The organism is Arcobacter sp. s6, assembly GCF_040884245.1.
Lineage (GTDB): Bacteria > Campylobacterota > Campylobacteria > Campylobacterales > Arcobacteraceae > Aliarcobacter.
The window spans coordinates 52,006-73,196 of sequence record NZ_JBEVTN010000018.1; the positions used below are offsets into that span (position 1 = coordinate 52,006).

The following is a 21,191-nucleotide window of genomic DNA, read 5'->3' on the forward strand; positions in this document are numbered from 1 at the left end:
ATCAATAACTGATTTTATAAAAGTAATAAATAGTTTTAGTGTTCTGTTTATTACTTTTATAAGAATATTAATCATTATAAATAGTAGGAGAAAATAAGTGAAATTATCAAGACCAGTTTGGGCAGAAATAAATTTAGATAATTTAGCTCATAATATGAAAGAAGTAAGAAGAATTACAAATAAAGATTCAAAAATTACAGCTGTAATTAAAGCAGATGGTTATGGTCATGGTGCTGTTAGTATTGCTGAGACATTACTTGAAAATGGCGCTGATAGATTTGCAGTTGCAACATTATCAGAAGCTATACAAGTAAAAACTTATTTCCCAAATATTGAAACTATGGTATTGGGTTATACTCCTGAACATCTTGCACAAGAAGTTATTGAATACAATATTATACAAACAATTTATACATTAGAACAAGCTAAAGAGTTTTCAAAAATTGCTCTTTCATTAAATAAAGAAATTGTTGTTCATATAAAACTAGATACTGGGATGAATCGATTAGGTATGGTTTTTGAAGATAAAACAATTGATACAATATTAGAAATTTCTAAACTTGATAATTTAATTATAGAAGGTATTTTTACGCATTTTGCAGCTGCTGATGAAATAAATAAGGAATATACAAGAGAACAAGTTAAAAAATACAAGTATATTGTGGATAATTTAGAAAAAAGAGGATTAAAAATACCTTTAAAACATGTATCAAATAGTGCAGGAATTATTGATCTTCCTGAATATAATTTTGATATGGTTCGAGCAGGTATTATGTTATATGGTTTATATCCATCAAAAGAAGTAAATCATGATGTTGTTAAATTAAAAGAAGTTATGTGCTTAAAAGCTCAAGTATCTTTTGTAAAGACTCTTGATGCAGGAACGGGTGTTAGTTATGGTTTAAAATATAAATGTGATAAAGAGTCTTTTGTTGCCACTTTACCAATAGGTTATGCAGATGGCTATACAAGAATGTTATCAGGAAAAGCAAAAGTTATGGTTCAAGGCTCTTTTGTTCCTGTTATTGGAAATATTTGTATGGATCAATGTGTTATTGATGTAAGTGGACTTGATGTTAATATTGGTGATGAAGTGATTTTATTTGGTGGAAATGATATAAATGGAATTTCAATAGATAGTGTAGCTGATTTATTAAATACAATTAACTATGAAATAACGTGTATGGTTGATAAACGAGTCCCAAGAGTTTATATTAAAAATGGTGAGAAAATTAATTTAAAGGATTATGTATTAGATTCTATTTCTTTTAAAAATATTAAAAATTAGAATAATATAATTGATTATCTACATAAAATGTATAATTTTTGTATAATTTATTGTTTTTTTTTCATAATTTTTTTATATTCTTATGATAGAATAAAAAAGAATTAATTAAGGAGAATAAATGAATAAATTTTTAAGTATAGCTTTAGCATCTGCATTAACTTGTAGTGTAGTTTCAGCAAAAGAGATTAGTATCGGTGCTGTTATGCCAATGTCTGGACCACTTGCAGCTTATGGACAAGTTACAAACTTAGGTGTTGAGTTAGCTCATAAGCAACAACCTACATTAAAAAATGGTGATACTATTAAACTTGTTTTATTAGATAATAAAGGTGATAAAGTTGAAACAGCAACTGCTACAACAAGACTTATCTCTTCTGATAATGTAGTAGCTATTCTAGGAGCTTTAACTTCTACTAATACAGCTCAAACAATTGCTATTGCTGATAAAAAAGGAATTCCGGTTATTGCATCTGTTGCTACAAATGATCAATTAACTGCAAAAAGAGAATTTGCTAATAGAGTTTGTTTTACAGATTCTTTCCAAGGTGAAGTTGTTGCAAATTTTGCAAAAGCTCAAGGATATAAAACAGCTGTTGTTGTTGTAGATCAAGCTCAAGTATATTCTTTAGGATTAGCTAAAGCTTTTGAATCTGCATTTGAAAAAAATGGTGGTAAAATAGTTAAAAAAATCAAAGTTACTTCAGGTGATAAAGATTTTAAAGCTGTAGTTTCGCAAATCAAAGAAACAAATCCTGATTTTATGTTCTTACCTTTATACCACCCAGAAGCTTCTATGATTGCAAGACAATCTAAACAATTAGGTTTAGAAAAACCAATGTTTAGTGGAGATGGTGTAGCTAATCAAACATTTATTGATTTAGGTGGAGATTCAGTAAATGGATATATGTTTACAGATTTCTTTGACTATACAAACCCACCTTCTCAAACTTCAGCTGATTTCGTTGCTTTCCATGAAAAAGAAACTGGAAATAAAGAGATGAATTCATTTACAGCTTTAGGTGCTGATACATATAATGTATTAATAGATGCAATGAATAGATGTGAAGATCCAACAAACTCTGCTTGTATTAATAAAGAGATTAAAAAAACAACAGCTTTTGATGGTGTTTCAGGTAAAATTTCAATTAATTCTGAAGGTAATGCAACTAGATCTGCTGTTATTAAAGAAATCAAAGATGGAAAAGCTGTATTTAAAGCAACAGTTAACCCATAATTTTTATTTAAAATAAGAACTTTAAAAAGCCTAACAAATCTTTGTTAGGCTTTTTTGCAATATTAAAACTAATAAAAGTTATTTTTAATATTGCAATAAATATATATAAAAATCAGGAGATTTAATGGATATATTAACGTTTATGCAACAGATGGTAAACGGTTTTAGTTTGGGTAGTATGTATGCCCTTATTGCAATTGGTTATACTATGGTGTATGGTGTGTTAAGGTTGATTAACTTTGCACATGGTGATATTATGATGGTAGGTGCTTTTTTAGCTTATACTTTTATGGCTGTTTTTGATTTACCATTCCCACTTACTGTTTTATTAGCTGTTACTATTTCGGCTAGTCTTGGTATGCTTATGGATAAAATTGCTTATAAACCTTTAAGAGAAGCTCCAAAAATTTCTTTACTTATTACGGCTATTGGTATTTCATTTTTTCTAGAAAATGCTTTTACAGTTTTTTTAGGTGGAGTTCCTAGAGCTTTCCCTGTTCCTGAGTATATGGAAAATATTTTTAATGTTGCAGGTGTAACTTTTTCATTTTCTTCAATTATGGTTCCAATTGTTACTTTGATTCTTCTTTTGGGAATTTTATATGTTTTATATAAAACAAAATATGGTATGGCAATCAGAGCATTATCATTTGATATTAAAACAGTTAATTTAATGGGAATTGATGCAAATACTATTATTGCTTTAGTATTTGGTTTAGGTTCAGGTTTAGCTGCTGTTGGGGGGATTTTTTGGGCTATTAATTATCCTTCTGTTGAGCCTATGATGGGTGTTTTAGTTGGACTTAAAGCCTTTGCAGCAGCAGTTGTTGGTGGTATTGGTTCTGTAACAGGTGCTGTTGTTGGTGGATTTATAATTGGATTTACAGAAGTTGTTGTAATTGCTTTTTTCCCTGAACTTGGGGGGTATAAAGATGCCTTTGCCTTTATTTTCTTAATTTTAGTGTTGTTATTTAAACCAACTGGAATTATGGGTGAAGATTTAGAAAAGAGTAGGTTTTAATCATGGTACAAGATACAATTTTTACAAGAGATAGATTAATAAATCTTGCAATTATAATAACAGCTATTTGGTTTACGTGGTTTGCTCAAAACTTCTTTGATGAGTATACAGTAAGAATTATCAATAATGTTGCTATTTTTATAATTTTGGCAGTTTCATACAACTTAATAAATGGTGTAACTGGTCAGTTTTCCCTTGAACCAAATGGATTTGTGGCGATTGGAGCTTATGTTACAGCTATCTTATTAGTTGATGCTGAAGCTATGGAGTATCAATATTATATAGAAGATGCATCTCCTTGGGTTTTAGCTTTACAGACAAACTTTTTCTGGGCATTGATATTATCTGGAACTATTTCAGCCTTATTGGCCTTATCTTTGTCTTTCCCTGTATTTAGAGTAAGAGGAGATTATTTAGCTATCGTTACTCTTGGTTTTGGATTTATCATTAGAATTCTAGCTATTAATTCACCTTCAATTACAAATGGTTCATTGGGTATAAATGATATTCCTGAATTTTCAAATCTTTACTGGACGGGTGGAATTGCTATTTGTACAGTATTAGCAATATTGAATATCATATATTCAAAATTTGGACGTGCTATGAAAGCTGTTCGTGATGATGAAGATGCAGCAACTGCTATGGGTATTAACACATTCAAAATTAAAACTTTAGCATTTACAACATCAGCATTTTTTGAAGGTGTTGGAGGTGGTTTATTAGCAGCACTTTTAACATCTATAAGTCCAGATTTATTTACATTCTTCTTAACATTCCAATTATTAATTATCATCGTTTTAGGTGGTCTAGGAAGCACAACGGGAGCTATTTTAGGAACTATATTTGTAATGGCAGGCTTAGAGTGGATGAGATTCCTTGATGAACCTATGGATTTTATGGGTATTCAAACAGATGCAATGCCAGGTATGAGAATGGTTGTTTTCTCTTTAATTTTAATCATAGTTATGCTTTTCGCAAGGGAAGGTCTTATGGGTAAAAAAGAGTTAAAAGATTTATTTAAAAAGAAAAAGGCAAACAAATGATTTTAGAAGTTTGCAATGTAACAAAACAGTTTGGTGGTGTAACTGCAATAAAAGACACCTCATTTAGTGTAAAAGCAAAAGAAATTTATGGTTTAATTGGCCCTAATGGTGCTGGTAAGACAACAATGTTTAATATTATTACTGGAAATTATGAACCAACAGAGGGTTCAATTAAATTTCATGGTCAAAAAATAGATGGTATTAAACCTCATAAGATAGTTCATAGAGGAATAGCAAGAACATTCCAAAATATTAGATTATTCAAATCAATGACAGTTTTAGAAAATATTTTAATAGGTTTTGATTATCAAGCTTCTTATACATATTTTGAAGCTATATTTAGATTACCAAGATTTTTTAAAGAAGAAAAAAGAGTAAAAAAAAGAGCTTTTGAAATTATGGAAGTATTAGGAATTGATAAATATGCAAATGAACAAGCAACTTCTCTTTCTTATGGTCAGCAAAGAAAAGTAGAAATTGCACGTGCACTTGCAGCTAATCCACAACTTTTATTATTAGACGAACCAGCAGCTGGTATGAATCCAAATGAGACAAATGACTTAGCTGAATTATTTTTTAAAATAAGAGATGAGTTTGATATCACTATTTTATTAATTGAACATGATATGAAATTTGTAAATAAATTATGTGATAGAGTTATGGTTTTAGATTATGGAAAAACAATCTTTGAAGGTGATATAAAAGATGCAATTAAAGATGAAGAGGTTATAAAAGCCTATCTTGGAGATTTTAAACATGCTTAAAGTAAAAAATTTAGAAGTATATTATGGACTTATTAAGGCTGTAAGAGGAATTAATTTTGAAGTTAAAGAAGGACAAATTGTATCTTTGATTGGATCAAATGGTGCTGGTAAAACTTCAACTTTACAGTCGATTGTGAATGATGTTAAGAAAACAGGTCAAATTACATTTATGGATAAAGATATTTCAAATCTAAAAACACATAAAATTATTCAAAATCATATTGCTTTAGTTCCTGAAGGTAGAAGATGTTTTCAAAATCTTACAATTGAAGAAAACTTGCGAATGGGTGCATTTAATAATGATGCTAAATATGAACAATTACAAGAAGATATGTTAAAGCTTTTTCCAAGGCTTGTACAAAAAAGACATCAATTAGCAGGAACAATGAGTGGAGGGGAGCAACAAATGTTGGCAATTGCAAGAGCTTTGATGAGCTCTCCAAAATTATTGATGTTAGATGAGCCATCACTTGGACTAGCTCCTAAAATTATTGGTGAGCTTTTTGAAACAATTTTAAGGTTAAAAGCAGAAGGTATTACTATTTTATTAGTAGAGCAAAATGCTTTTGCAGCCTTAGAAATATCAGATTGGGCATATGTGCTAGAAAATGGTGAAGTAGCTCTTGAAGGAAAAGGAAGTGATTTAGTTCACTCAGATGAGATTAGAGCTAAATATTTAGGTGCATAGAATTATGATACGAAAAAATAAGAGTTTAACTTGTTAACTCTTTCTGATTACATCCAAATTTCAATAGGTCTAATGTCAATTTTTTCACCTTTTGTAGCAATTCCTATTTTTGTCTCATTGACATCACATAGTAGCTCAACAGAAAAGAATGAAACAGCAAGAACTGCTTCAATTGCTGCTTGTATTGCTGGATTAGTTTCTATTTGGATTGGGCAATATATTTTATTGATTTTTGGGATATCAATCTCTTCTTTTAAAATTGCAGGTGGAATTTTGCTATTATTAATGTCTATTAATATGATTAATGCAAAAACCCCAAAAGCAAAAAATACTAAAAGTGAATTAAAAGAAGCACAGAAAAAAAGCGTAAATGTAAAAGAAATTGCAGTAGTTCCTTTGGCTATTCCACTAATTGCAGGACCTGGTGCAATATCAACTATTATTATATTCTCTCAAAAATCTGATACACTTTTTCATCTTTTTATGATGAGTATAATTATAATTGCAATTTCTTCTTATATTTATCTAACTTTAAAGATGTCAAGCTATATTTCCAAAAGACTTGGAATTACAGGATTAAATATAATCTCAAGAATAATGGGATTATTACTAGCTTCAATCTCAGTAGAATTTATTATTTCAGGATTGTTAACAGTATTTCCTTTCTTAGGTAGATAGCTGTTTATTCCTTGTTAACCTAATTTTACTACAATAATAAAATATACAAATAGGAATAATTATAATGTTATTAATGAAATTACAATCAAAAGAAAAATTCTCTTTTTTACAACTAGCTCATTATCTTGCTCGTGTAGATAATAATTACGGACCAAGAGAAGAAGAAATTTTACTTGAATATTGTACAGAAATGGGAATTGAGAATTTAGACTCTTTTGATAGTGAAAATTTTAGTTTAGATGGAATTTTAAAAGATTTTAAATCAGAAAAAAGTAAGAGAATTGTTATTCTTGAATTAATGATTTTAATTCATATTGATCATACTTTTAATTTGAATGAACAAAAGCTAATGAAACAAATTTCACAAAATTTTGGCATTAATATTGAAGATGTAAATGATTATTCACAATGGGGAAAATCAGTTGCAATGTTGTATGAAGTAGCAAAAATCTTTATAAATGAGAAAAAAATATAATTATCACTATAATTTATGTTCGAAACCTAGGAAATTTTAGATAAAATCTTTTTATGGAAATAATAGAAACATTAAATAATAAAATTGATAAATTAATTCATGATTATGAAAAGTTAAAATTGGAAAATCAAGCATTAACTCAGGAATTAGACAGGGTTAAAAATGACAATGATGAATTAATTAGAAATAATCAAGATATGTTTTTAAGAATTGATAGTACATTAACATTGATAAAGGCACGAAAAGGTGAATAAAGAAGTTACATTTCATATAAATAATATGGCCTATACTATTAATGTTGATGAAAAAATATATAAAGAGCTAAGTAAATATTTAGATTTAAGTAAAAATAATGATACTAGGGATTTGTTAGCAGCTTATATAAGATTATCTCAAGAGTATAATATTTTTAAAAAAGATGTTGAAGATATCACAAACAAATTATCAAGGTTCTAAAATCAAAGGCTTTTCTCTTTTAGAAATTATAATTGCAATTATTTTACTTGTAATCATAACTTCTTTTGCTGTGCCAAAATACAATAATATAAATTATACTTCAAATTTATCTATTCTAAAATCAGATTTATCTTTAATACAAAATGGAATCGAACAATCAAAAACAAAAAATATACTTTTATCAAATGGTGAAGAAGTAGAAAACTTAGATAATAGTAGTAGTGATAAAATTAATGAAAAATTATTTACAAATGTAATAGATTTTTCAATTGTTTCTACTGATACAAAAGAAAAAGAACTAGGAAAGTGGAGTAAAAACTCAAATAACTCTTATGAGTTTTATCTTTCATCTTCAAAATCTATTTTATTTTCTTTTGAAGATGAAAAATTAGTTTGTAAAAGTGTAGAAGAGATATGTAAGGAGATTAGATAGTTGTTTTATTATGAATTGGCATTATTAAAATCGCCATTAAATAATCTTACTTATAAAAGTGAAGAAGAAATAAAATTAGGCACAAAAGTTTTAGTAAAACTACAAAATAGAAAAGTATTAAATGAAGCTATTGTTATAAAACAAGTTGAAAAACCAAGTTTTAAATGTACAGATATTTCTGAAATATCAAATGAATATTATGATGAAATGATGCTTCAAACTGCACATTTTGTATCTCAATATTATGTGTGCTCTTTGGGTGAGGCCTTAAGTGTTTATCATCCTTTTTCAAAATTAATAAAAAAACAAGATGATGAAATAAGATTTGATAGTAAAATAGTTTTATCTTCTCCTCAAGAAGAAGCAAAAGAATTTTTAAAGAAAAAAAAACAAGCTTTATTATTTGCAGACACAGGTGCAGGTAAAACAGAGGTTTATATAAAAATAATAGAAGAGCATTTAAATGGAAATAAACAAGCAATTTTATTAATGCCTGAAATTTCTCTAACTCCTCAAATGCAAAAAAGATTAGAAAAAGTATTTGATAAAAGTGTAGCTATTTGGCACTCAAAAATCACAGCAAAGAAAAAAATTGAAATATTAAAAGGATTACAAGAAGGTAGTATAAAACTAGTTGCTGGAGCTAGATCTGCTTTATTTTTACCATATTCAAACTTAGGTGTGATTGTTGTAGATGAAGAGCATGATGAGTCTTATAAGAGTGATTCTAAGCCTAGATTTCATACAAAAGATTTATGTATTTATATTGCAAAAAAATTTGATATTCAACTTGTTTTAGGAAGTGCAACTGTAAGTGCTAGTTCTTTTCATAAAATACCATTTTTTAGACTAAATGAAACATTTCATACTACAAAAAAAACTTATAGTTTTGATGAAAGTGATGCAAATTTATCTATAAAAATTACAAATAAAATAGCAAATACAATAAACAGTGGAAATCAAGTAATTGTATTTTTACCAACAAGGGCAAATTTTAAATATCAAATTTGTACAACTTGTGGAAAATCAGTTGAGTGTCCATATTGTTCTGTTTCTATGAGTTTACATAAAAATGATTTAGCATTAAAATGTCATTATTGTGGTTATGCCCAACAAATTCCTGATTCTTGTCCTTCTTGTCATAGTGGAATAATTCATAACTTACGAGTTGGAACTGCTCAAATAGAAGAGGAATTAAAAGAGATTTTTCCACATAAAGTTATAAAAAGATTTGATAGGGATAAAATAAAAACAAATAATCAATTAAAAACAATATTAAATGAGTTTAATAAAGGTGAAATTGATATTTTAGTTGGAACGCAAATGCTTTCAAAAGGTCATGATTATCATAATGTTCGCCTTGCAGTGGTTCTTGGAATTGATTCTGTTTTAAATATGAACTCTTATAAATCAAGGGAAAAAGCACTATCACTTCTTATTCAAATTTCAGGTCGAAGTGGAAGAAAAGGTGAGGGTGAAGTTATAATTCAAACAAAAAATGAAGAATTTTTTAATCACTATTTAAATGAATCAAATTATCAGGAGTTTTTAGAAAGTGAACTTGAATTTAGACAAGAGCTTTATCCACCATTTTTAAAAATGGCAAAGGTAACTTTCGCACATAGTAATGGTCTTAAAATCAAAGATGAAATGGACTCTTATGTTAATATTTTAAAATTAAACAAAGATATAGAAATTGTTGGATTTGGTCAAAGTCCTATTTTTAAAATGGCAAATAAATATAGATATGAAATAATTCTGCGAAGTTCAAATGTAAAAGCTTTATTAACAGCTTTACACTCAATACAAAGCTCTAATGCTTCAATAGATATGGATACAATTTACTAAAAAATTTATAATTTCTTCTTATAAATTAACCTAAAATTAGTCTTCTTTGTTGTACAATACTCAAAAATAATAGGAGAACTAATGGCTTATACAAAAGATGAATTTAAACAATTAGTAGATGATATTCAATCACAATCATGGTACAAAAATCCAATTGGATTTGGTATTGCAAAAGTAGATAGAGGACAAATTAATAAAGATAAAATACTACAAGCAACTTTCCCTTTAATAAATTGGAATGAAAATTTTGGAAGTGCAGCTGTATTATTAAATGCATTAAAAGTAGCGGGTGAAAATGTTGATACTTCAAAATCTGAATTAGTATGTAAAATTTCTGATGAATTTTTAACTTCTTGTATTGAAGCTTTTAGACCATTTATTCCAGAAGCTAAAGGTGAAGCACATAAAAATGTTCAAGTTATTTCAACGCTTGCATCACTTCCTATTGATTCAGGATTATCTGGTGATGATTACAGAGTTGTATTTATTTTTGAAGATGCTGCACCTGAAAGTACAGAAGCTGTATATTTAAAACTTTATGCACTTTCAACTGGAAAAGCAGCACTAAGAAGTCTTAATTTAACAGGTGCATTTGGAAAATTACACAACTGCGCATGGGTTGGAAATCAACCAATTGAACTTGACTGGTTAAGAGCAAATGAAATTGTATTAAAATTATCAGGAAAATACCCAACTATAGATATGGTTGATAAATTCCCAAGATTCTTACAGCATATAATCCCTGCCGATAATACAAGAATTTTAGAAACTTCAAAAGTTAGAATGGGAGCACAATTAGCAGCTGGAACAACTGTAATGCCTGGTGCTGCTTATATTAACTTCAATGCAGGAACTTTAGGTTCTGTTATGGTTGAAGGAAGAATCTCTTCAAGTGCTGTTGTTGGTGCTGGAAGCGATGTTGGTGGAGGAGCTTCTATTCTTGGAGTTTTATCTGGAACAGATGGAGTACCTGTAAGTATTGGAGAAAATACATTATTAGGTGCAAATTCTTGTACTGGAACAGCTATCGGTGATGGTTGTATTTTAGATGCTGGTGTTACAATTTTACCTGGAACTAAAATTGCATTATCAGAAAAAGCAGTTGCTGCATTAAAAGAGATTAATCCAGGAAAAGAAATTACAACTGTTATGAAAGGTAGTGATTTCCAAGGAGTAAATGGAGTTCACTTTAGAGTAAATTCATCAACAGGTCAAACAATTGCTATGAGATCTACAAGAGAAGTTAAATTAAACGCTGATTTACATTAGTTTTTTAAATTTTAATAATATAATAAAAAGGGTAAGAGCTTAAAAGTTCTTACCCTTTTTTAATTTATATGATAAAAATAAAGTTTTAGTAGTATAATTTAAGTATAGATATTTTAATGTTTATTAAAAGGATAAATTATGATGCAAATACATTTAAATGAGAAAGAATATATAGCAATATTAAAACCAAATGGAAGATTAAGTGAAGGTGATTTTACTTCTGCTAGAGATATAATTGATCCTTTTATTGAAAATCATGGAAAGTTAAATGGTATTATAGTTTACGTGGAAACATTCCCAGGATGGGACTCTTTTGGAGCATTAATAAGTCATTTAAAATTTATAGATGGTCACCATAAAAAAGTATTAAAAGTTGCATTAGTTACAAATAGTATTATAGGTGATGTGACAGAATATATTGGAAAACATTTTATTCAAGCTCAAATTAAACATTTTGAATTTGCTGATTTAGATAAAGCTAAAAAATGGATAATTACTTCTAAAAAATAAGATATTAAAGGTTTAAAAAATATTATCACTATCTCTAATTAGTATGTAACCCATTATATCGTATAATCCATTCTCAAAAAAATAGAATAATACAAAAAAAGAAGAATCATGATAGAACTAATAAACATATCAAAAAGTTATCCCACAAGTGAACTTTATAGTGAATTAAATTTAAGATTAAATTCTGGAAATAAAGTAGGTTTAGTAGGGAAAAATGGTAGTGGAAAATCAACACTTTTCAAATTAATATTAGCTGAAGAACAACCAGATAGTGGTGAAATTGCAATTCCTAAGAATTATAGAATAGGTGCATTAAAACAATATTTCGATTTTACAGAAAAAACATTATTAGATGAAACAGCACTTGCTTTAGGTGAAGATGATAAATATAATGTTTATAAAGCTGAAAAGATTTTATTTGGTTTAGGTTTTTCTCAAGAAGATTTAGAAAAAGCTCCAAAAGAGTTTTCAGGTGGTTTTCAAATTAGAATAAATCTTGCAAAACTTCTTTTAACAGAACCAAATATGCTTTTACTAGATGAGCCTACAAACTATTTAGATATTTTATCTATTAGATGGCTAAAAGCCTTTTTAAAATCTTTTGAAGGTGAAGTTATACTTATTACCCATGATAGAGATTTTATGGATAGTGTTTGTACTCATACTATGGGGATTATTAGAAAAAGTGCATTTATGATTCAAGGAAGTACACATAAATTTTATGAATTATTAGCTAGTAATGAAGAACACTATGAAAAACAAAAAATTGCTCAAGATAAAAAAATAAAAGAGCTTGAAGAATTTATTGCTAAAAATAAAGCAAGGGCAGCAACTGCAAATCTTGCCCAATCAAAAGTTAAAATTTTAGAAAAAATGGATGTTATGGAAGATCTTCAATATGACTCTAATTTAGAGTTTAATTTTAATTTTAAAGAGACTTCTGCCAAATATTTACTTGAAGTTAAAGATGTAAGTTTTGGTTATAACAAAAATAATATTTTATTTAAAGATATAACTTTTGCTTTAAGTAAAGGTGAAACACTAGGAATAATAGGAAAAAATGGTAAGGGTAAATCAACTTTATTAAATGTAATAGCGAGTGAGCTAAAACAATTAACAGGAAGTGTAGATTATCATACAAGTACTGTTTTTGGACATTTCGGACAAACAAATATTTCGCATTTAAATAAAAATAATACAATCATGGATGAAATTCATTCAACTAATGTAAAACTTCCAGAATCAACTATTCGAGGAATTTGTGGATTAATGATGTTTTCTGGAGATAATGCTAAAAAGAAAATTTCTTTATTATCAGGGGGCGAGAAATCAAGGGTAATGCTTGGAAAAATTATAGCAAAAGATGTAAATTTACTTTTCCTAGATGAGCCTACAAATCATCTTGATATGGATTCTATTGATGCTCTTACGAATGCAATTAAAGCTTTTGAAGGTTCTTGTATTATTGTAACACATAGTGAAGATTTATTAAGAGCTGTTTGTGATAGATTAATTGTATTTACAAATGATGGAGCTGATTATTTTAATGGAACTTATGATGAGTTTTTAGAAAAAATTGGTTGGGATGAAGATGACTCAATGGAACAAAAAAAACCAAAAGATAAGCCAAAAGTAAATAAAAAAGAGAGTAAAAAATTAAGAGCTGCTATTGTTGCTGAAAAATCAAAGGCAACTGCTCCACTTAAAAAAGAGGTTGAAAAACTTGAAAATGAAATCTCAAAACTTGAAGAGCTTTTGGACCATGATCAAAATGAATTAACAAAAGCTACAAATAAGGGTGATAATAATGCCTCTATTGAACTTTTAAAAAATATTAATAAATATGAAAAAGAAATAGAAACTAAATTTTCAGCACTTGAAGTATCTCAAACAAAACTTGATGAGTTAAATAAAGAATTTGAAAAAAGAATGAACGAAGTTTAAGCTAGTAATAGCTTAAAACTTTTCGTTGTAAAGAGTCTTAAAGTTTCATTTTTTTGTGATTTTAATTCATTTGAAAATCCATTTTTACTAAATAAAACAAGAATATCAGGATTTAAATCTATTGAAGTACAGTCATCTTTTAGTTTATTTAGCTCATTCTTTTTTAACTTAGAAGTGATATATTTACAATTTCCTGCAATTATTCTTCCTGATGTTGTTTTTGCTACTAAATCGATTTCACATTTATCATCCCAGTACTTACCAAACTGTTTAATTGGATCTTCAATAAATGAATCTCTTAGACATTCCATAGCTAATTCTTCGAAAACAAAATTTCCAAATTCAGCTTCTTTATTTTCATAAAGTTCATAAAATTCTTTATAATTTTTTTCTTTTATTCCTTTATAAATTGGAGAAATAAAAGCAAACCAGAATCTTAAAAAAGGAGCTGTAAAAAGAAGTTTTTTAGCTATTTTATCATCACCTCTTTTTTTAGCCATGTGATGTTGTGATGATTCTATTTCAATAATACCTTTTTCAACTAATTTTTCAACACATTTCATTCCCTCTTCAAAGCTTACAAAAGCTCTTTTAAAAGATGAGTTTGTTCTTCTATCACCTTGGGCAATTCCTGTTAAAATAGCATGGTCAACTTTGTATCCACCACTTATTGAATTTATTTCATATCTAAGATCTATATATTCATTTAAAATATGTTTTTCAATTAATTCTAATAGAGGTTTTGATGTATCTATTTTTATATCTAATCCACCAAATACTATAAAGTATTTAACAGCTATTTCCATATCTTGAATATTATTCTCTTTGCAAAAAATTCTAAATTGATTTTTTGTTGATTGGTCTATTAGTATAATGGGAAATCCTTAATTTTTATTATATTTTTGCAAAAAACTATTTAAAGAGTTTGCAAATTGTTGAGCATCTTTTTGATTAAAAGCAGCAGGACCTTTAGTAATCTCTCCGCTATCTCGTATATCTTGCATTAGATTTCTAATTGCAAGGTATTGTTTTATATTATCTTTCGTATACATAGCACCTCTGTGATCAATTGCATGGGCATTTTTATCTATAGTTCTATTAGCAAGTGGAATATCTGCTGTTATTACTAGATCATTTTCACTTAGCATTTCAACTATTTTATCATCAGCTTCATCAGCACCAAGATCTACAATTATATATTCTATATGATTAGATTTACCTATATTTATCTTTTTATTAGCAACTACGAGTGTATCTATTTTTTGTTTCTCTATTGCTCTTAAAACAATAGGTTTCAGCAAATTTGGAAAAGCATCCCCATCAATAAACATTTTCATCATATATTAAATAAGTCTTTTGGGTCTATATGAGATGAATCTTTAGTTGCTTGGAACATTAAACTATCATCAACACGTCCTACTACATAACCTTGTTTTATCCATTTTCCAACAACTAAAGTAGGAGATATTTCATCTAAGTGAGAATAAATAGTATGAAGACCACCTTCATGTTGAATAATCACAACATTTTCAAGCATTCCAGCATTTTTCTTAGCATAAACTACTTTTCCATTTAAAACAGCAACAACTTTTGCTTTTGGTTCATCGCTTTTTAGTACAATAGATTCATTAAAAAGTTTTATTTTATAAACAGGATCATAATAAGTTCCAAAATTTTTAACTACTTTAAATGATTTTAAAGGAGCAATAGTAGATGATCCTTTGTATTTAACTATTTTTATACCATCGGTAGAAGAACCAATTTTTCTAACATCTAAATTTAAATTTTTTGCATATCTTTGATTTCTAACTTCTGCTGTTTGAATTTCATCATTTTGTGATTCTTCTTGAGCTTCTTCTCTTATAGTTTTTTTGGAATCAGCTTTTTTTTGAGCTAAAAGTTTTTCTAGTTTTTCTTTTCTTTCTTCTTCAGCTTTTTTATTCTCTTCTTCTTCTTTTAAAATATTTAATTCCGCAAGAAGATTTTTTAATGAATCTTGTTGTTTTGCAACTTTATTTAATTCTTCTTGATAAGATTTGTGCTGTTCTTCTAGATTTTCAAGTGAACTCGAATGTTTTTGTTTTAAACTAGTTAATTTTTCTTTTGTTTTTTGTCTATCTTCTATATATGAAGCAATTTTTTCAATATCTTTTTGATTACTTTTAGTATTAGTAGATAAGAGGTTATAATTATTATTCAATTTTAATACTTTATCTTTTGAATGCTGTGATAAAAGGGTATATATTTCACTATCAATTAACTCTTGTAAACTATTCTCAGATGCTAGTTTTAATGCTATTGATATTGAAAATTCTTCTATTATTGTATTTACAATTTGTTCTTCATTACTAGTCTTTTCTTTTATAAGATCAGTTGATTTAGATTTTAATTGATTAAGTTTTTCTTTTGCATCTTCTAGTAGTTTTTGATGTTCATCAATATCTGAATTAACTTGTTTTATATCTTTTTCAAGATTGATTATATTGGAATTTTGTGATTCTATTTTTTCAGCTAATTCTTTGATTTTTAAAGATGTAGTTTCTTCTTTTTTTGCACTAGAATCAAGAATTTGTTTATTTTTCTCAATTTTCTTATCAATATTTGAGGCTGAAAAAACTATATTTGTTGTTAAAAACAATATAAAAAATATTTTAGTCATTATTGATCTTATATTTTAGTAATACACCAAATATTGTAAAAATAGATATACAAAATGATAATAAAAATATTTTCATCAATTCCAATGTAAGATTTATTTCTATATCCATAATGTCATGAAGTTCTAAAGGAAATAATACTGTCATATTATGCGAAACATAAAATAAAAATGAGGCAGAAATGAAAAATGCTAATAAAGAACTTAATAATGCATAATTTAAAATAGACGAGGCACTATAAAGAATTGATGCACCATGCAGTCTTAAAATGGATATTTTTACACTATGCTCATGGAACCATAGTTTTATTTGTTTTGCAATAATTATAATTGCAAATAGAGTGATTATACAAAATAGTATAAATGAAACACTATTTAGTAATAGTAATAATAGGTAAGTTTGGTTATGATTTTTGTAAAACACTTCAACTTTTCTAATATTTTTATTTTGTAATAGTGTTTGTTTAATCTCTTCTAATTCACTACTTGTAGGGAATATTTCTAAGTATATTTGATAAAAATTAGGAAGTTTTTCTTTTAGTAACTCTATTGAATTATCAGATAAACTAGATTTTATACTTGTGATAATTTTATCATTTGGTAAAGATTGAATTTTTTCTACTTTTATTCCTGCTAATTCATTTATTGAGTCTTTTTCTAAAGGTGAATTTGTAACTATTACAATTGAATAGTCTCGAGAAATTTTAGATTTATAGTTTTCAACTACATTATTTATTAATAAAAATATTGAAAAAGTAATTAACATTGAAAGTAGGGGAATTAAAAAAGCAAATAAATTTTTAAGAAACTTCATAAATAATTCCATCCTCAATAGATAATTGTCTAAATTTTATTCCAAGATTTTTAGGAACTCTATGTGTTACAACAACAATAGTAATACCTAATTGTTCATTAGCACCTTTTAATAAATTCCATACAACTTCAGCAGAAAAATCATCTAGATTTCCAGTAGGCTCATCTGCAATGATTATTTTCGGATTATGAGCAAGTGCACGTGCAACAGCGACTCTTTGTTGCTCTCCACCACTTAATTCATTTGGATAATATCCTGCTCTATGAGATAGCCTAACATGAGCTAATAGCTTATTAGCTTGATCTTTAGATACTTCGTGAGAATAACCATTTATTTTAAGTGGTACCATAATATTTTCTTCAATAGTATATTCACTTATTAATTTGTAATCTTGAAAAATAATACCAATATCTTTTCTTAGGACTCTTAGTTTTTTTCCTTTTATTCCAAAAACTTCTTGGTTTTCAATTTTCAAACTACCATGCTTTAAAGGTATATCTCCATAAAAAGATTTCAAAAGTGTTGATTTACCACTTCCTGAGTTTCCACCAATAAAAATAAACTCTTTTGGTTTAATAGTAAAATTACCTTTTTTTATTATATATTTATTATCATCGTATGAAAGATAAATATTTTTTGCTTCTATCATCTACTTAAAATCTCTTTTAATTTTTTATGTGCATCAATATTTGCACTTGTAGGAAGAGGATTTCCTTGGTAATAAAATACTTTGCCTTCTTTAACAAGTAAGTATTTAGTTACAGGTCTGTCAAAATTTCCCATTGTTAATTTTATAAGTCCTGAATTTTTAATATCTTCAATAATATAAAGCTCTTCAACATGTATAAAATAGTTTTTTTCTATTATAGATTTTGTAGGAATTGTTTTAATAGTACTTTCAAAATTTACTTCAAAATCAAAATCAAAATTAAAATCTAAATTAATATTTGCATCAAGTGTTTGTGCTTCTAAAACAACATCGTAAATATTTTTACCTTGTTTCTTCCATCTATCTTCGTATTTACTTGATACTGCTAAGTCTTTATTAATATCAATTGTAATTCTTCCTTTTGGAAGATTTGTAAGTAACTCTGTACAGTAATCAAAATATTTTCTACTATCTGTTCTAAGTTCAAGTGTTCCTGTAACTTTAAGCACTCTTAGCGCTTCATTTACAAACTCATTTGAATAAATTCTTCTATGGGGTTTTTTATCCCAAGGAACAGGAAAATGCACAAAAATCTTTCCAACTTTATTTGATTCTATAAATTCCATAAAAAGTCTAGCATCATAATTTACAACTAAAACATTTGTTATATTCTGAAGCTCAAGTTGTTTTAATAACTGTTCTATTGATGGATAATGAATTTCAAGACCTACAAATTGGATATTTGGATTTGCTTTTGCTTGGTGCAAAAGATGTCTTCCACTTCCAAATCCTATTTCTATTTGTATTTCTTTTTCAGTATTAAACTCATCAACAAAATAATTAATATCTTTTAAATATTCACTTTTAGATTCATCTTTTAGTTTTAAATTATGTGTATTCGAAAATAATACGTTTGCATTATTTAGACTTACATAAGCATTTAAAGCGTTTTTAACTAGCGTAACAGGAGATAATCTTGTAACTTTATCTGCTTTTATCATAAAGTTTTCATCTTTTGGTTTTAAAGATAGTAAAAACTCTTTTCCTTGATTTTTTAATGCAATTCTATATTCAGTTTTTCTTGTTTTTTGAGTGAAATTATATGACTTTGCTATAAATTCAAAATCTACTCCATCTTTTTGTGATGGGGTAGTTATTAATTCTTTTCTTTCAAATACTATATGTGGCATTTATCTTCTTATTGTTTTGATTTAGGTATTGTTAATGATGCTTCATCAGTTCTTTCAGATACTAATCCAAATTCACCATTTGCTTGAACTGAATATTTATACTCAACTCCACTTAAAATATCTGTATCTTCAAATCTTAAATCATTTATATTGTTAATATTTACAGTTTTATATTCAAAAAAGTTAACTTTTATTCTTTTTTGAACATTGTATGAAATTGCTCTTTCATCACCAGCTTTCCAGTTTAAAATAGCTCTATTTCCTTGGATTTGTGCAAGTGTTAATATGGGCTTTTTAGGTTGACCTAAAGTACTTCCTTTTTTTGGATCCATATTAAATTTACTTTCTAAATGATCTTTATCAATTGCGATTACTTTATAGTAATAAGATCTTCCATCATCATTTATACTATCTGTATATTCTAAAACATCTGCATTTACAGTAGCTACTTTGCTAAAACCTAATACACTATATGAGCTTCTATGAATTTCATAAGCTATTATGTCGCTTGTCGGAGATGCATTCCATGTTATATTAATCTTTTTTGGAAGATTGTTTGTTACATTGATATTTGAAACATCTCTTGGTAAAGCTTTTGTTTTTCCAACAAGAGTAGCTGTTGGAGCTGATTCTACATCATTAAAAGTAAATGCTTTTATTCTATACTTATAAGTTGCATTATTATCTAAACCTGTGTCAATATATTCAACTTGTAATCTTTGTTCTACAGTTTTTAAATGAATCCATTCGTTTATAGTATCATTGTATTTTTCAATTCTATAATATTGAATTCTTTTATCTGGATGTGGTCGCCATAGTAGTTTAACTCTATTTGGCAATTCAGATATTGCTTGTGCAAAACTAACAGGAACAATTCTAGGAAGAGTTTGTACTATGTATGCTTCTGTGGTTCTTGATTCACTTCCATCAGCAATTTTTGCAGATATTTGATACGCATATTTAGTATTTGGTTCTAAATCTTTATCAACATAATGAGTAGCATATCTATTATCAATTGACTTTACTAACTTAAGAGTTTTTCCATCTTTTTGTAAATCAGTTCTATAAAAATTATATCCAATTACTTTTGGATCATTTACCTTTTGCCATTCAAAACCAATAGATACAATATCTGGAATTGATTTTATAGAGTTAAAATCAACAACTTCAATTGCGTCATTTATTTTTGGTGCAGTAGGAGTATTTAAATTATCAAATACGTTATTACAACCACTAAATAGAAGTAGTAAAGCTGTTAATGATGTAGCTTTCATTAAGTTTATCATCAGTATTATCCTTTTGAAAATTTTTATTTAAAAATTCATTTATATCTTTTGGTAGATTTGCTTTGAAACTCATTTGCTTATTTGTTATTGGGTGAGTTAAATAAAGATAATAAGCATGCAAATAAAATCTATTTATTTTATTTAATTCGCCCTTAAAACCATATAAATTATCCCCAAGTATGTGCCTATTCATCGAACTTAAGTGAACTCTTATTTGATGAGTTCTTCCCGTATACAATTTTGCTGCAATTAATTCAAATTTTTCATTATCACTTAATGCAATTTTTGAAAAAGCTGATTTTGCATTTCTTCCATTTACTTCAATTGACATTTTCAGTCTATTATTTTGATTTCTTCCTATTGGTTTTTCAATGATAACATTCTCTTTTAAAGGCATATCAACAATTGCCACATAGTATCTTCCCATTGATTTATCTTCTAATTGTTTTGATAATCCTAGGTGTGCCTCATTTGATTTTGCAACAACCATGACTCCACTTGTCCCTTTATCAAGTCTGTGAACAATTCCATGTCTTTCTTCTCCACTAATTGTTGATAGAGAGATTTTCTTTAATTTTAACCAATCTACTAGTGTTGCATCTTTTACACTTGGTGCATCATGAACTGTTAGATTATAAGGCTTATTTACAACTAAAATATGTTCATCTTCATAAATAATTTCGATATCTTTGTCTTTTAAAGATTCTTTAACAAAATCTTCATTTTTTATTGGATTAAGTTCAGCTTCTGGAAAGTGAACATCAATACTTTGATTTTCTTTTAATTTATAGCTTGTCTTGCTTACTACTTTATCATCAACTTTTACATATTTTTTTTTGATTAATTGTTCAATTTGATTTCTTGAGGCATCAATTTGTGATGCAAGAAATTTATCCAGTCTATTTTCTTCATTTACAATAAAATTTTTATCCATATTTAGATACT

The 21,191-nt window shown here is 27.3% G+C and carries 23 protein-coding genes; 15 read left to right on the forward strand and 8 right to left on the reverse strand.

From position 1 onward, the window contains the following. The first annotated feature begins 97 nt into the window (after positions 1 to 97). The 15 genes from alr to ABVS04_RS12015 all read left to right on the forward strand — a co-directional run bounded on the left by alr (position 98) and on the right by ABVS04_RS12015 (position 13,651). Positions 98 to 1,288 carry an alanine racemase gene (alr, locus tag ABVS04_RS11945; RefSeq protein ID WP_368030960.1) on the forward strand — a complete coding sequence of 397 codons (1,191 nt, stop codon included), beginning with the start codon at positions 98 to 100 and terminating at the stop codon, positions 1,286 to 1,288. A 118-nt stretch (positions 1,289 to 1,406) separates the two neighbouring features. After that, a complete protein-coding gene (locus ABVS04_RS11950; protein WP_368030961.1) occupies positions 1,407 to 2,522 on the forward strand; it encodes an ABC transporter substrate-binding protein in 1,116 nt (371 codons plus the stop codon). Between the two features lie 124 nt (positions 2,523 to 2,646). Beyond that, complete coding sequence (locus ABVS04_RS11955) at positions 2,647 to 3,543, forward strand: branched-chain amino acid ABC transporter permease (RefSeq protein WP_368030963.1); 897 nt, start codon at positions 2,647 to 2,649, stop codon at positions 3,541 to 3,543. A gap of 17 nt (positions 3,544 to 3,560) precedes the next feature. Further along, positions 3,561 to 4,586, forward strand: a complete 1,026-nt coding sequence (locus tag ABVS04_RS11960) for a branched-chain amino acid ABC transporter permease (RefSeq protein WP_368031011.1) — start codon at positions 3,561 to 3,563, stop codon at positions 4,584 to 4,586. Then, positions 4,583 to 5,350 (forward strand): ABC transporter ATP-binding protein, encoded by a 768-nt coding sequence (locus tag ABVS04_RS11965; RefSeq protein WP_368030964.1) that lies wholly within the window; start codon positions 4,583 to 4,585, stop codon positions 5,348 to 5,350. Before ABVS04_RS11960 ends, ABVS04_RS11965 begins: the two co-directional genes overlap by 4 nt. Beyond that, the gene (locus ABVS04_RS11970; RefSeq protein WP_368030965.1) at positions 5,343 to 6,038 is read left to right on the forward strand and encodes an ABC transporter ATP-binding protein; all 696 of its coding nucleotides are present in this window, start codon (positions 5,343 to 5,345) and stop codon (positions 6,036 to 6,038) included. The genes ABVS04_RS11965 and ABVS04_RS11970 overlap by 8 nt, the downstream gene beginning before the upstream one ends. Before the next feature lie 30 nt (positions 6,039 to 6,068). After that, the gene (locus tag ABVS04_RS11975; protein WP_368030966.1) at positions 6,069 to 6,716 is read left to right on the forward strand and encodes a MarC family protein; all 648 of its coding nucleotides are present in this window, start codon (positions 6,069 to 6,071) and stop codon (positions 6,714 to 6,716) included. Positions 6,717 to 6,780: 64 nt separating this feature from the next. Next, on the forward strand, positions 6,781 to 7,191 hold the full coding sequence (locus tag ABVS04_RS11980; protein WP_368030967.1) for a TerB family tellurite resistance protein: 411 nt from the start codon (positions 6,781 to 6,783) through the stop codon (positions 7,189 to 7,191). Between the two features lie 53 nt (positions 7,192 to 7,244). Further along, on the forward strand, positions 7,245 to 7,445 hold the full coding sequence (locus tag ABVS04_RS11985) for a hypothetical protein (protein ID WP_368030968.1): 201 nt from the start codon (positions 7,245 to 7,247) through the stop codon (positions 7,443 to 7,445). Next, positions 7,438 to 7,647 (forward strand): hypothetical protein, encoded by a 210-nt coding sequence (locus ABVS04_RS11990; RefSeq protein WP_368030969.1) that lies wholly within the window; start codon positions 7,438 to 7,440, stop codon positions 7,645 to 7,647. The genes ABVS04_RS11985 and ABVS04_RS11990 overlap by 8 nt, the downstream gene beginning before the upstream one ends. Next, positions 7,613 to 8,080 carry a prepilin-type N-terminal cleavage/methylation domain-containing protein gene (locus ABVS04_RS11995; RefSeq protein WP_368030970.1) on the forward strand — a complete coding sequence of 156 codons (468 nt, stop codon included), beginning with the start codon at positions 7,613 to 7,615 and terminating at the stop codon, positions 8,078 to 8,080. The genes ABVS04_RS11990 and ABVS04_RS11995 overlap by 35 nt, the downstream gene beginning before the upstream one ends. Then, on the forward strand, positions 8,081 to 9,928 hold the full coding sequence (locus ABVS04_RS12000; RefSeq protein WP_368030972.1) for a primosomal protein N': 1,848 nt from the start codon (positions 8,081 to 8,083) through the stop codon (positions 9,926 to 9,928). A gap of 81 nt (positions 9,929 to 10,009) precedes the next feature. Continuing rightward, entirely contained in the window at positions 10,010 to 11,197 is a 1,188-nt protein-coding gene (locus ABVS04_RS12005; RefSeq protein ID WP_368030973.1) for a tetrahydrodipicolinate N-succinyltransferase N-terminal domain-containing protein, read from the forward strand. Between the two features lie 138 nt (positions 11,198 to 11,335). Further along, positions 11,336 to 11,707, forward strand: a complete 372-nt coding sequence (locus ABVS04_RS12010) for an STAS/SEC14 domain-containing protein (RefSeq protein WP_368030974.1) — start codon at positions 11,336 to 11,338, stop codon at positions 11,705 to 11,707. A gap of 108 nt (positions 11,708 to 11,815) precedes the next feature. Further along, complete coding sequence (locus ABVS04_RS12015) at positions 11,816 to 13,651, forward strand: ATP-binding cassette domain-containing protein (RefSeq protein WP_368030975.1); 1,836 nt, start codon at positions 11,816 to 11,818, stop codon at positions 13,649 to 13,651. Here the strand turns inward: ABVS04_RS12015 and ABVS04_RS12020 are convergent. From ABVS04_RS12020 to ABVS04_RS12055, 8 genes are all read right to left on the reverse strand, one after another. Continuing rightward, positions 13,648 to 14,457, reverse strand: coding sequence for a DUF234 domain-containing protein (locus ABVS04_RS12020; RefSeq protein WP_368030976.1), 810 nt, complete (start codon positions 14,455 to 14,457; stop codon positions 13,648 to 13,650). The genes ABVS04_RS12015 and ABVS04_RS12020 overlap by 4 nt on opposite strands. Positions 14,458 to 14,535: 78 nt before the next feature. After that, positions 14,536 to 14,988 (reverse strand): YaiI/YqxD family protein, encoded by a 453-nt coding sequence (locus tag ABVS04_RS12025; RefSeq protein WP_368031012.1) that lies wholly within the window; start codon positions 14,986 to 14,988, stop codon positions 14,536 to 14,538. Beyond that, on the reverse strand, positions 14,988 to 16,310 hold the full coding sequence (locus ABVS04_RS12030; RefSeq protein ID WP_368030977.1) for a murein hydrolase activator EnvC: 1,323 nt from the start codon (positions 16,308 to 16,310) through the stop codon (positions 14,988 to 14,990). The genes ABVS04_RS12025 and ABVS04_RS12030 overlap by 1 nt, the downstream gene beginning before the upstream one ends. Further along, positions 16,303 to 17,121 carry a cell division protein FtsX gene (locus ABVS04_RS12035; RefSeq protein ID WP_368030978.1) on the reverse strand — a complete coding sequence of 273 codons (819 nt, stop codon included), beginning with the start codon at positions 17,119 to 17,121 and terminating at the stop codon, positions 16,303 to 16,305. Before ABVS04_RS12035 ends, ABVS04_RS12030 begins: the two co-directional genes overlap by 8 nt. Further along, positions 17,108 to 17,770 carry a cell division ATP-binding protein FtsE gene (locus ABVS04_RS12040; protein WP_368030979.1) on the reverse strand — a complete coding sequence of 221 codons (663 nt, stop codon included), beginning with the start codon at positions 17,768 to 17,770 and terminating at the stop codon, positions 17,108 to 17,110. Before ABVS04_RS12040 ends, ABVS04_RS12035 begins: the two co-directional genes overlap by 14 nt. Continuing rightward, positions 17,767 to 18,960: a tRNA (guanosine(46)-N7)-methyltransferase TrmB gene (trmB, locus tag ABVS04_RS12045; protein WP_368030980.1), complete on the reverse strand. Its 1,194-nt coding sequence runs from the start codon at positions 18,958 to 18,960 to the stop codon at positions 17,767 to 17,769. Before trmB ends, ABVS04_RS12040 begins: the two co-directional genes overlap by 4 nt. A gap of 8 nt (positions 18,961 to 18,968) precedes the next feature. Continuing rightward, positions 18,969 to 20,246: a fibronectin type III domain-containing protein gene (locus ABVS04_RS12050; RefSeq protein WP_368030981.1), complete on the reverse strand. Its 1,278-nt coding sequence runs from the start codon at positions 20,244 to 20,246 to the stop codon at positions 18,969 to 18,971. Further along, positions 20,194 to 21,180: an RluA family pseudouridine synthase gene (locus ABVS04_RS12055; RefSeq protein ID WP_368030982.1), complete on the reverse strand. Its 987-nt coding sequence runs from the start codon at positions 21,178 to 21,180 to the stop codon at positions 20,194 to 20,196. The genes ABVS04_RS12050 and ABVS04_RS12055 overlap by 53 nt, the downstream gene beginning before the upstream one ends. Positions 21,181 to 21,191: the final 11 nt, after the last annotated feature.